Source organism: Pedobacter sp. A2324, assembly GCF_059693705.1.
The window spans coordinates 485,528-497,896 of the sequence record NZ_JCASSK010000002.1 but is presented as its reverse complement, the minus strand read 5'-3'; the positions used below and the strand labels follow the sequence as shown (position 1 = coordinate 497,896).

The window sequence follows — 12,369 nt, the reverse complement described above, 5'->3', positions numbered from 1 at the left end:
TGTTTTGTCATAATCGTTTATAAATTCATTGCATAATTAGATACTTTTGCAAGAAATTTAGATATAAATCCTAATCAAATGAGTGGTTTCGGAAATGCACTTTCTTCATCAATAGGAAAGAAATTCATTATGGGTATTACAGGTTTGTTCCTGATACTTTTTTTAATTGTACACGCTGGTATCAATTCGTTAATATTTCTTGACGATAATGGTCTTAAGTTCAACATTGGCGCTCACTTTATGGCGACCAACTGGATCATCAGGGCTGGTGAGTATATTTTGTTTGTTGGATTGTTGGTACACATCTTTCAGGCGTTGAGGTTAACTATTCAAAACAGAAAAGCCAGGCCAGAAAGATATGCTGTGAACGATGGAAACGCTAACAGTAAATGGTATAGCCGCTCAATGGGCTTGCTAGGTACATTATTGTTGATCTTCCTGGTTATTCACTTGAAAGATTTCTGGGTAGTATCCCGTTTTACAGGAATCCCAACGGTTGATGCTAACGGTCATGAAGACCTTTATGCAGTAATGAGAGAGAAATTTCAGGACCCTGTTAGGGTTGCTGCTTACGTATTGTTAATGATTTCATTGTGTTACCATTTACTACATGGTTTTGCATCTGCATTTCAGACCATGGGGTGGAATCACTCAAAATACAATGGGATTATCAAGAGTGTTGGTGTTTGGTATGCGATCATTATATCGATCGTTTTCGCTTTAATGCCAATTGCAGTTTATACCCATTTAATTGATTAAGTTTTAGCACAAAAGAGATATGTCAGATATTAATTCAAATATTCCAGAAGGCGAGTTAACAAGCAAATGGACTAAATATAAGTCTTCTGTGCCTTTGGTTAATCCATCGAACAAAAGAACTATTGAGGTTATTATTGTAGGTTCAGGTTTAGCAGGGGCTTCAGCAGCTGCTACTTTGGCCGAAATGGGTTACAAAGTAAAATGTTTTTGTTTTCAGGATTCTCCCCGCCGTGCGCACTCGATTGCCGCTCAGGGTGGTATCAATGCAGCAAAAAATTATCAGAATGATGGTGATAGTGTTTACCGTCTTTTCTACGATACGATAAAAGGGGGCGATTACCGCGCCCGTGAAGCCAATGTGCACCGTTTGGCAGAAGTAAGTGCTAACATTATTGATCAATGTGTGGCGCAGGGTGTTCCTCTGGCACGCGAATATGGTGGTTTGTTAGATAACCGTTCTTTCGGCGGTACTCAGGTTCAACGTACGTTTTATGCTGCGGGCCAAACCGGTCAGCAGTTATTATTAGGTGCATATTCTGCATTAGAGCGCCAGATTGGTATGGGTAAAGTTGAAATGTATACCCGTCACGAAATGCTTGAAGTTGTTAAAATCGATGGCAAAGCGCGTGGTATCATTGCCCGTAACTTAATTACCGGCGAAATTGAGCGCCATTTCGGTCATGCTGTAGTTTTAGGAACAGGCGGTTATGGAAACGTATTCTATCTTTCTACCAATGCAATGGGCAGTAACGTTACAGCAGCATGGAAAGCACATAAACAAGGTGCTTATTTTGCCAACCCTTGTTATACACAGATTCACCCGACTTGTATTCCGGTATCCGGCGATCACCAGTCGAAATTAACCCTGATGTCTGAATCGTTACGTAACGACGGGCGGATCTGGGTTCCGAAGAAAAAAGATGATAACCGTAAGGCTTCAGAGATACCTGAGGATGAAAGAGATTACTATCTGGAACGCCGTTACCCTGCTTTTGGTAACCTTGTTCCCCGTGATGTTGCTTCGCGTGCTGCTAAAGAACGTTGTGATGCAGGTTATGGTGTAGGTACTTCAAAGCTTGCTGTTTACCTTGATTTTAAAGCCAATACAGAACGTTATGGCCGTATAGAAGCATCAAAAGCGGGTAACCACAATCCTGATAAAGAAACCTGCATGCGTTTAGGTACTGCTGTTATCAAGGAAAAATATGGTAACCTATTTGATATGTATGCGCAGATTACAGGTGAAAACCCTTATGAAACGCCAATGCGTATTTATCCTGCTGTACACTATACGATGGGCGGTCTTTGGGTCGATTATAACTTAATGACTTCAGTACCGGGTTTATATTGTACAGGTGAGGCTAACTTCTCAGATCATGGTGCTAACCGTTTGGGTGCATCTGCTTTGATGCAGGGTTTGGCCGACGGATACTTCGTGTTACCATATACCATCGGATCTTATTTATCGAAGGAAATTTCTGTAAAGGCAATTTCAACAGATCACCCTGCATTCGTTGAAGCTGAAGAAAGAGCTGTAGGCATTTTAAATACTTTGATCAATATAAAAGGAACGAAGTCTGTAGATCATTTCCATAAGCGTTTAGGTCACATCATGTGGGAGAAATGCGGTATGGCCCGTAATGAACAAGGCTTAAAAGAAGCAATCGAAGAAATCAGGGCACTACGTGCTGAATTCTGGAGTAACGTTCGCGTTCCGGGAGTTGCAAATGAACTGAATACGGAGCTTGAAAAAGCAGGCCGGGTGGCCGACTTTATTGAGCTTGGCGAATTGATGTGTATTGATGCATTAAACCGTAACGAAAGTTGTGGTGGACACTTCCGTGAAGAATACCAGACAGAAGAAGGTGAAGCTTTACGTGACGATGAGAACTATGCTTATGTTGCAGCTTGGGAATTTAAGGAAGGTGTAAACTTCGAGCTTCATAAAGAAGAGTTAAAGTTTGAAAATATTAAAGTAGCACAAAGAAGTTATAAATAGTAGCAAGTTAACAGGATCAGGTATCAAGGTCTAAATTCAAACATGACACCTGATCCTGAATAATTGATACTTAAATCTCAATATCATGAGTACAGGAAATATGAACTTAACGCTGAAAGTATGGCGTCAAAAAAATAACAATACCAAAGGTGCTTTGGTTGATTATAAATTATCTGGTATTTCACCTGATATGTCTTTCTTGGAAATGTTCGATGTGTTAAACGAACAATTAATCAATACAGGCGAAGAACCAGTAGTATTTGATCACGATTGCCGTGAGGGAATCTGTGGGATGTGCTCAATGTTCATCAACGGCCGTCCGCATGGGCCTAAAGATCTGGTTACTACCTGCCAGTTACACATGCGTTCTTTCAAAGATGGTGATACCATCGTTGTTGAACCTTGGAGAGCAGCTGCATTTCCGGTAGTTAAAGATTTAACCGTAGACCGGTCTGCTTTCGATAGGGTAATTTCTGCCGGTGGTTTTATTTCGGTAAACACTGGTAATGCCCAGGACGCGAATAACCTGCCCATCCCTAAAATGCAAGCTGATGCTGCTTTTGAAGCTGCCGCGTGTATTGGTTGTGGTGCTTGTGTGGCTACCTGTAAAAATGCTTCGGCAATGTTATTTGTATCTGCAAAAATTTCTCAACTGGCATTGTTACCTCAGGGACAGCCAGAGCGTTACCGCCGTGTACAAAGTATGGTTGCACAAATGGACGCTGAAGGATTTGGTAATTGTACAAATACAGGTGCTTGTGAAGCAGAATGTCCAAAAGGTATTTCACTTGAAAATATTGCCCGTATGAACCGCGATTTCGCTACTGCTAAATTCATCTCTGAAGAGGCGGTTTAAAAGATATACTGTGCATTCCGGGAAACCGGAATTCTTAGGCCTCAAACTTTGTTTGGGGCTTTTTTATGCCGGTGTTTTTAAACTTCGTTAACCTTGTTGTTTAAAGATCGTTCCTGTAATATTCCTGCAATTGAAAAGATTCGAAACATTTATTATTTCCAGGCGAAAGATTTTATAAGTGCAGGTGCCAAAATAAAAGTTTGCGAAACTCATAATTTTCTTATGTTAGCATATTATAAAATTTCAGTTATTGAAATTTTATTTCGTAACATTTGTATATACGTTAAAAAATTTATATTTTTAGTCTTCCGAGACAGGAGAGAAAGCATAAAACCCCGGCAATTTTTGCTGGGGTTTTGTGCTTGGTGCTGTTCGCGAATCCTAGCTTCACGACTAATATAAGTCCCGACAACTGATCCTGATTTGCATGAACAGCAGTTGAGATAACGAGCGTATGGTTTAGTTAAAATATCTAACTCAAAGTGAAATTGATCGGAAGGGTGTATTGCACTTTCACTACTTTTCCATTCCGTACGGCAGGGTTCCATCTCGGTGAATTTTTAATTACCCTCAGTCCCTCTGCATCCAGTTCTTTAGTGATTCCCCTGGTAACTTTTGCATTGGTTATGGTGCCATCCTTCTCTACAGAAAAGGCTACAAATACTTTTCCCTGCATTTTATTTTTAATTGCGATAGCAGGGTATTTAATATTTTTAGCCAGGTATGAATACAGCTTCTGTGGTCCGCCTGGAAATTCGGTCGGTTTATCAGGAGAGCTGTTCAGCGCTTTTTTCTGCTGACCATTATCATTCAGATTGAAATTTACATTGATATTGTATTTTACCCTAACTGGTTTACCCTTGATTAAACCCGGATTCCAGTTTGGTGATTTACGGATTACCCTGATGGCCTCAGCATCTGTTTCCTTGCTCAGGCTTCTGGTCACTATAACATCGTTTAATGCGCCGTTTTTCTCGATAATAAACGATACAAAAACCTTCCCTTGTGTTTTGCTTTTTTGTGCCGCCTCCGGATACCTGATTTCTTTACCTAAATAGTCGTAAAATTTTGCGATCCCCCCGGGATACTCCGGGATCTTTTCTACTGAGGTGAAGTCAACAGGTTTGTCTTGGGCCCTGGCGAAATTTAATTGCATAGCGATGCCCGTTAGGGCTAAAATCATTAGCTTTCTCATCATTTAAAATTTAAATTGTTTATTACTTCTTCGTAGCGCTTTTTTTCGTGGTAATAATTACAACGCCGTTTTTAGTATTTCCGGAATACTGCTTTGATGTATTTGCATCTTTAATCACCGTTACAGATTCAATGGTGTTCTGATCTAGTTTTTCAATGCCCGAAACTTCTTTTCCGTCGACAACATAAAGTGGCTGTGCCTTTTTATCGTTATCCTTAAGAAGAAGGAATCGTTTAGCTGCCGCATCAACGTTTAAGGGGGTGCTCCTGTTAGCACTTCCATTTGGCTTAATAAAGATTCTGCTTGCTTTCCCCTTTAACATTAAGCTGGAGTCGGCCTTCAGGTTTCCTTTGCCTTTTGGGATAATATATGTGCCCTTTGTTTTAATTTCAATAACGCCACCAAAACCTTCACTCCCATATTTCATCATTGCAGTGCTGTCTTTTAATATGTTGATGGATTCAATCGCATTTGGGTCCATTTCCGAAAGCGATCCCGTTCCCCCGAAATATTGCTTATTCCCATCAATTACAATCAGCGGTTGTGGTTCTACGCCCACTGCTGTGCCCCGCAATCTAATCGTTGTATTTGAGGTGCTATCCGCTTTCTGCGCAAAGCCATATATGGCAGTTCCAAGCATTAAACTAAGGGTGATGATCTTTTTCATGTTGTCAGTTTTTAAAACTTTCTCTGAATATTCAGAATGGTTGATGGCTTGTCGATGGTAAGCTCTTGCGTATCAGGTTTTCTGAATAGGTTATTAATGGTTGATTTAGTTGTAATGATAATTGCACCTGCTTTTGCCTTCAAACCATAAAGGTTTATTGCACTCTGATCTTTAAGTACCGATACAGATTCGACATTATTTGGATTGATACTGGATAATGTTGAATTGTCCTGAAGTTTCACACCATCAACTACAATGATTCCCGGGAAATCCTTTCCGCCTTTTAAAGTTAAATTTTTAACTTCTTTTACCGGAGCTTTTGGAGTTTCACTATCCGTTAAGGTGAAGTTCACGTTAATGTTATACTTTACCCTTACCGCCATGCCATCTTTTACACCAGGGTTCCAACGAGGGGACTCGTTTAATACCCTTACCGCTTCCTCATCTAAACCACTGCCCAGGCCACGGGTAACCATAACATCGCTTATGGAACCATCTTTTTCTACAATAAATGAAAGGAACACTTTTCCCTGCACATTTTTTTCCTGTGCCAGTTCCGGATACCGGATTGTTTTGCTCAGGTATTCATAAAATTTTCTAATCCCTCCGGGATATTCCGGCTGGCTGGTAATTGATACAAAGTCGTAGACCTTTTTATCTGTTTCATTAAATGGTTCGCCTTCTATAACCGGACTGTCTTCAGTTATATTGATGCCTGGTAAGTTCGAAACGTTTGAGGTTTTCGAAATTGCTTTCTGTCCCACTCCGGTATCTTTGCCGGCATTAGTGGGTAGCGTTTTAGATACCTCCTGGCTAATTTCTTTCGCCGGAGGTGACACCATTTCCTGAACAAGTTCCATTGGTTTGTCCATTGGAATCTGATCAGTGAATAAGATTAGTTTTTCGTTTTTCCTTACAGTTGCAGATGAGAAAACAATCAAAATCGCAAATAGGGGTATTGAAATACCATATTTAATAATGGCTATTCTTTTTGACCGTTCCTTTTGAAGCATATAAATGCGCTTTTTAATCAATGACTTGTTAAAGAAGCCATTTGTTAGCGCGTTAGGTGAAATGCCGAAAGACTGGCTTAAAATCAGCATCGCATATGCTGCTTTGTCGCCCTGATAATCTGCTGCCAATTCATCCGCTAGAAATTCATGTATATTTTTAATCGATTTCTTATAGAGATAAATAATGGGATTCAGCCAGGTAACCACACCCAGGAGTTCAAAAAAAAGGATATCCAGCGTGTGCAGTTGTTTTACATGGGCTTCTTCATGAATATCGATTACATTTTTTTGCGGCAGGTTTACATCTACCACCTTCCTTGTTAAAAAAGAAAAAGCCGACCCTGTTTTGGCTGCCCGGATAGATTTTTTTACCAGAACCAGATTAAACACTAACCTACATAAGAAAAACACAATACCTGCACAGTATAAATAGACGAAAACATTTCCCCAGTTTAATCCGGAATTGTTATCATTTATTATAGTGGTTTGCTGAAGTACGGTTTGCCAGTTTACCGAAGTATATACCTGCTGTGCAATTTTTTCTTCTGTTAGCCATTCTAAACGAATAAATGGAATACAGATTGACAAGATACCTGCGCCAACCAGAAAGAAGCGGTTTAGCGTAAAATAGGTTTCACGGTCCAGTAACAACTTATAAAAGCCGTAAAAAACAATTAGATATAAGTTTACTTGCAATAGGTAGTGGGCAAAACTCATTTTGGACTGTTTTTAATTTTATTAATCATTTTTAAAATCTCATCGACATCACCTAAATCCAACTTTTCTTCTTTAACAAAGAATGAAAACATACTCTCTACAGAATTCTCGAAATAGTTTCCTAAAAGTTTTTCTGTTGCATGTCGTTTATATTCCTCTTTACTGATCAGGGGATGATATTGGTGTGCTTTTCCAAATGCCTCATGACCAATGAAACCCTTTGTCTCCAGTATCCGTATAATTGTCGATACCGTATTGTAAGCCGGTTTTGGTAAAGGAAGTTCGTCTATAACTTCTTTAACAAACGCTTTTTCCAATTGCCACATCACCTGCATAATCTGCTCTTCGGCCTTGGTTAAATCTTTAATTTCCATAATAATATTGTAATAAGGATATAGCAAAATATATTGCCTAACTAAAATTAAAACTAATTATTTAGTTAAGCAAATATTTTAACACTTTTTTCTTTTGAAGGTATTGAATTACAGGCTGTAGATAAAAAATACAGACATAGCAGGGTGTACAGGTTATGCAATATCTGGGTACTTGGAAAATGAAAGCGGGAGTTGCTTGCTAAATAGAGATAATCTGGTGCTTAATGCCGTACACCACCAGGCCCGTGCGCGATTTGATATTCAATTTTGCAAATAATGATTCCCGGTAGTTATCAACTGTCCGGGGACTCACGTTCATTAAATCTGCAATTTCTTTGTAAGTGAGCTCTGTACTGCAATATTGAAAAAAGGTAAGTTCCCTGGCCGTAAAAGCCGGCTTGTCTCCTTCCTTTAGCGCTACCAGTAACCGCCCAGAAACAACCTCATTCACAAAAAAGCCTTTTTCTACAATCACCTTAATAGCGGTTAGTAATTCAGACGGTGTAGATTCTTTAAGCATATAGCCACCTGCTCCCGCTTTAAGCATTGCGATGATGGCTTTTTCTTCTTCAAGCATGCTTAAAGCAAGCACGTGGACTTTAGGATAATTTGCCTTCACCCATTTAGTTGCCGCGTAACCATCCATCACCGGCATATTAATGTCCATCAATACGATATCGATATCGGGTTGAACGACGATCTTCTTTTGTAAATCTACTCCATTGACTGCCTGAAACCTGATGTCAATTTCATCAAATTCTTCCATTAAACTGGCTAAACCTGACCGGAAAAGGGTGTGGTCATCAACAATGGCAATAGAAATAGTGGGCTGCATAAAACTATGGATAAGGGATTTCGATCAATATGGACGTGCCTTGGTTGGGAGACGAAGTTAAATTTAATTGACCATTAATCATCTCAATTCTTTTATAAATAGAATTTAGTCCCATCCCAGACTTATTTTTATTCTCCTCCACCTCAAAACCGATCCCATTTTCCTTAATGTTTAAAAACAATATACCGTTATTAAAGTAACTTTCGATATCGATGACCGTTGCCTGAGCATGTTTGATAATGTTATTGATCACTTCCTGGAGTAAACGCAGTATAATCAGGTCTTTATCAGGTGAAGTTTCCGAAAAACCCAGAAGCTGATTGTTCACGTTTAGTTCGTAAACGCCGGATTTGCTCAGCCAGTTAATTTCCTGCTCAATGGCATTACCAATACCATTGGCAACAATTTGCTCGCCGTGAAGCAATTTAACCAGCTCTCGTAATTCTTTAATCGAGTTGTTTACGAAACCCAGTGAATTTTCGATCTTTTTCTTCGCCTTATCCAAATTGGAGAGATCAACAGAATTAAGGGTTAAGGTGGTTAAACTTAATAATTGGCCCACATTATCATGAAGTTCTGTCGCGATGCTTTGCATGGTTTGATCCTGAACCTCAATACGGGTCTGAAGTATTTCTGAATCAAACTTCTGCTTCATAGCCGTTTTCTCCAGTGCGTGATTTTTACGGTACTTGATGCTGATTTTGACATAGAATACCAAAATCAAAGGCATTAGTAAGAAGATTACGGAAGAGATGACGACTAGGATTGTAATCTGCGTTGTTTGCTCCTGCATATAAATGAATAAGCTAAAATGCTGTAAAATATAATATTAAGAACAGTGAAAATCCAGTTTCTAAGGGAATTTCCTTTGATCATGATAGATGTGAAAAGCTCATGGAACAAATTAGCGGTAGTTGTGCCAAAGTAAAAGAACAGTACGCCAGTAACCCACCAGAACTCCGGGTTTTTATTGATTTCCATAATCGCGTTATCTGTAAGTACGAAATAATAATAATAACAGCAGTATAACATAATTAAAGCAGATAATACCCCGCCGGCCCATGAGTTGTAGGTCATAATGCCATGCATGAGGAAAAAGGCTATCCAGAGTGAATAAAAAATAACCAATCCAATGATGATTATTTTTTTTGGATTGGTATATGGTTTCAAACAATAGTATATGCCTGTGCTGATCAGCGCAGCTTCAAATAAGGTATAAATATTATATACACAAAGATTATTGTGGAGTTTTCTGGCGGCCAGACGCGCGAAAAACAGCTCTGTGATGCACACAAGAATCATATAAATGAATGATACCTTCCAAAGCGGTTTGCTGTCTTTTCTAATGGTTGCCAGGGCAATTAAAAAGCATAAAAGCTCAAAGAAAGTGGTAAGACTCAGCCTGAGCATTTAACTATAAATTAGTTCCTTCGCAAACTGGAGGACATGACTCTCCCTTGTTTTCAATATCTCCGAGGTCATCCTGATGTTCTTCTTCATCTCCGTAGCCACCGGTAATACCAGAAAGCGTCGGCACCAACAATACGGTATTTCTTCCGAGATATTCTTTAGGAACTCCATCTAAAGAATTGGCAGTATACTGTCCAAAATAAATACGGAGACCATCATGTTTTCCATTTTCAATGCTTTTGGCAATCCTTAAGATCTGGTCGGCAGGGAACCATACTGCTTTAGTGTAGCTGGCTAACCCTGCTGCTTCTTCAGTGTATGCGGCTACCATTTCTTTTGCAATTTCTGCAGGTACATTTGTGAGCGTTTTTTCCTCATTCATAAAATTGGGATAGTTTGTTTGGGTTAAAAATCGATAATTTAAAATGCTTAAGCAAGTATTTTTAGGAAATTGTAATACCGTAAAAATACCCTTATACAAAGGGTGCTTTCTGCCTGATAACGTAAAACGCCAATACTTAATTTTGGTATATCAATTACGGCTAAAAACTGTTCCTGATCAGAAATCAAGTCTATCTCCCTGTTAATGGATATCCATCAATGCCGGAATAACCGCGATTTCTGCCGAATTAATAAGTTGCCTGTCTCAAACAACCAAACGATGATTAATAGTATTCTGCTCAGGGAGAACCACAGTAACATTAGCGAGAGAGAAGTTGAAATAGTACACCTGCTTTCGATGGGATACAATAGTAAAGAAATTGGCGAAATGTTATACATCAGTGAACATACTGTAAACACGCACAGACGAAATATGGTTAGAAAGCTTGATTTAAAAAACTCCTATCAGCTTATTGTATGGGCTTTTAAAGAGCGGATTCTTTCTTTCTAAATAAAAATAAACACATTAACGCAAAGCCTCTCAAATCATGAAGCCTGCTTTTGATTTATCAAAAAGCAGGCTTCTGTGTATTATGGCCTCGCTGGTTGCGGGGCAGGTAATTCCTTTCTCGGAATCTGTGCCTCACGCTGAGCGGTGTTATAAACAAATGAGGCAATAATAGTGGCCGATTGTTTTAAGTCATCTTCAACCAATCTATCGTAGGTATCCATATTGCTATGATGGGTACGCGTATTATAATCTGCCGGATCCTGAATGAACTGGAATCCTGGAATACCTACTGCATCAAATGCCTGATGATCTGTACCACCTGTATTGTTCACGGTAACTGTTCCTGCACCAAGATCGTTAAAAGGGCTTAACCAGCTTTGAAAGATGGGCCCGGCTGCCACATTGCCTTGTAAATAAATTCCCCGTATTTTTCCAGTTCCATTATCCAGGTTATAATAAGCGGATATCTTTTTTTGCTCTGGCTTAAGTTCCATTGTTTTTGGATCACCAAAATGGGTGTTGACATAACCTCTTGATCCATACAAGCCCTGCTCTTCTGAGCTCCACAATGCAATCCGGATTGTACGTTTCGGTTTAAAATCAATCGCTTTTAAAATTCGCATGGCTTCCATCATCACAGCCGAACCTGCCGCATTATCGGTAGCACCTGTAGCAGCATGCCACGAATCAAAGTGTCCACCAATCATAACCACTTCGTCCTTAAGCTTTTTATCTGTTCCCGGGATTTCTGCAATTACATTGTAGCCCTTCGGATCCTGATCATAAAACGATGTTTTAATTTCTGCTTCCAGCTCTACCGGTTTACCTGCGCGTAACAAACGTAAAATGTGCAGGAAATCTTCAGCAGCTACTTCAAGTTCCGGTGAAACCGGTTTAGCGTCTAAAGCATAAGAAGCACCGTTACTGGTAAAAAACGTTCCCTGTCCACCTCTGGCATAGGTAAGGATCAGTGCTACTTTTTCTTCTAATAACATGGCACTCATGGCTGCCCTTACTTCTCGCATCTTCATCATTTGTGCCATCCGGTCGGCCATTGGTCCACCTGCTGGCCGTTGCCTGCCTGCCCCTGCGGCCGCCGGCTTTGCGGCTGCCATCTGTGCTAATGTAGAATCAGCATAACGTGAAAAATCGGCTTTAACCCCGCTTGTCAAGGCCGCACCCTGATCAATCATCACAATTTTTCCCGCTAACTTTCCTTTATATTTTGAGAGGTCAGCAACACTATCTGCCTTGATTAGTACCACCTCAGATTTAATCGGGCCGTTGGTGCCTGGTGTCCATGCTTTAGGCGAAGCAATAATCGGGTGGTAAAACGGAGCTGTTGTAGCAGCATAATACTTATCAACCTGCCACCCTTTTCCAAAGGTTCCCCAGCTTTCTAAATGAGCATTTTTTAGTCCCCAGTCAGTTAATTGTTTTACAGCCCAGTCCTGTGCCCGTTTTAGTCCCGGAGAATTAGATAAACGCGGCCCAGCAACATCGGTTAAATTAAAAGCAATATCCATCACTTTTGAATTTTCTAACCCTGTAGTCCGTATTTTCTTTACTATTGCTGCGTCCGGAATATCTTGTGCAAAAGCAGAGAGACAAAGGCTCATGGCCAGTGCCGGCATTGTAAATTTTTTAATCAT

At 39.9% G+C, this 12,369-nt stretch carries 13 protein-coding genes; 4 read left to right on the top strand and 9 right to left on the bottom strand.

Annotation, left to right across the window (positions count from 1 at the left end):
- Positions 1–78: 78 nt before the first annotated feature.
- From AC570I_RS07210 to AC570I_RS07200, 3 genes are all read left to right on the top strand, one after another.
- Complete coding sequence (locus AC570I_RS07210; protein ID WP_497404931.1) at positions 79–759, top strand: succinate dehydrogenase cytochrome b subunit; 681 nt, start codon at positions 79–81, stop codon at positions 757–759.
- A 19-nt stretch (positions 760–778) separates the two neighbouring features.
- On the top strand, positions 779–2,758 hold the full coding sequence (locus AC570I_RS07205) for a fumarate reductase/succinate dehydrogenase flavoprotein subunit (RefSeq protein ID WP_497404930.1): 1,980 nt from the start codon (positions 779–781) through the stop codon (positions 2,756–2,758).
- An 85-nt stretch (positions 2,759–2,843) separates the two neighbouring features.
- On the top strand, positions 2,844–3,614 hold the full coding sequence (locus tag AC570I_RS07200) for a succinate dehydrogenase/fumarate reductase iron-sulfur subunit (RefSeq protein ID WP_497404929.1): 771 nt from the start codon (positions 2,844–2,846) through the stop codon (positions 3,612–3,614).
- 472 nt (positions 3,615–4,086) lie between these two features.
- Here the strand turns inward: AC570I_RS07200 and AC570I_RS07195 are convergent, their stop codons facing one another.
- The 8 genes from AC570I_RS07195 to AC570I_RS07160 all read right to left on the bottom strand — a co-directional run bounded on the left by AC570I_RS07195 (position 4,087) and on the right by AC570I_RS07160 (position 10,207).
- Positions 4,087–4,812 (bottom strand): energy transducer TonB, encoded by a 726-nt coding sequence (locus tag AC570I_RS07195; protein ID WP_497404928.1) that lies wholly within the window; start codon positions 4,810–4,812, stop codon positions 4,087–4,089.
- Between the two features lie 19 nt (positions 4,813–4,831).
- Positions 4,832–5,476 (bottom strand): TonB-dependent receptor, encoded by a 645-nt coding sequence (locus AC570I_RS07190; protein WP_497404927.1) that lies wholly within the window; start codon positions 5,474–5,476, stop codon positions 4,832–4,834.
- Between the two features lie 11 nt (positions 5,477–5,487).
- Entirely contained in the window at positions 5,488–7,206 is a 1,719-nt protein-coding gene (locus tag AC570I_RS07185) for a TonB family protein (protein ID WP_497404926.1), read from the bottom strand.
- Positions 7,203–7,580: a BlaI/MecI/CopY family transcriptional regulator gene (locus AC570I_RS07180; RefSeq protein ID WP_047799974.1), complete on the bottom strand. Its 378-nt coding sequence runs from the start codon at positions 7,578–7,580 to the stop codon at positions 7,203–7,205. The genes AC570I_RS07185 and AC570I_RS07180 overlap by 4 nt, the downstream gene beginning before the upstream one ends.
- 199 nt (positions 7,581–7,779) lie before the next feature.
- Complete coding sequence (locus AC570I_RS07175) at positions 7,780–8,415, bottom strand: response regulator transcription factor (protein WP_497404925.1); 636 nt, start codon at positions 8,413–8,415, stop codon at positions 7,780–7,782.
- A 4-nt stretch (positions 8,416–8,419) separates the two neighbouring features.
- Positions 8,420–9,145 (bottom strand): sensor histidine kinase, encoded by a 726-nt coding sequence (locus tag AC570I_RS07170; RefSeq protein WP_497404924.1) that lies wholly within the window; start codon positions 9,143–9,145, stop codon positions 8,420–8,422.
- Between the two features lie 29 nt (positions 9,146–9,174).
- A complete protein-coding gene (locus tag AC570I_RS07165) occupies positions 9,175–9,825 on the bottom strand; it encodes a hypothetical protein (RefSeq protein ID WP_497404923.1) in 651 nt (216 codons plus the stop codon).
- A gap of 4 nt (positions 9,826–9,829) precedes the next feature.
- Positions 9,830–10,207, bottom strand: coding sequence for a hypothetical protein (locus AC570I_RS07160; protein ID WP_156166752.1), 378 nt, complete (start codon positions 10,205–10,207; stop codon positions 9,830–9,832).
- A 279-nt stretch (positions 10,208–10,486) separates the two neighbouring features.
- Between AC570I_RS07160 and AC570I_RS07155 the strand changes: the two genes are divergently transcribed.
- Positions 10,487–10,717 carry a response regulator transcription factor gene (locus AC570I_RS07155; protein ID WP_053058416.1) on the top strand — a complete coding sequence of 77 codons (231 nt, stop codon included), beginning with the start codon at positions 10,487–10,489 and terminating at the stop codon, positions 10,715–10,717.
- 80 nt (positions 10,718–10,797) lie between these two features.
- Here the strand turns inward: AC570I_RS07155 and AC570I_RS07150 are convergent, their stop codons facing one another.
- On the bottom strand, positions 10,798–12,369 hold the full coding sequence (locus AC570I_RS07150) for a M28 family metallopeptidase (protein ID WP_497404922.1): 1,572 nt from the start codon (positions 12,367–12,369) through the stop codon (positions 10,798–10,800).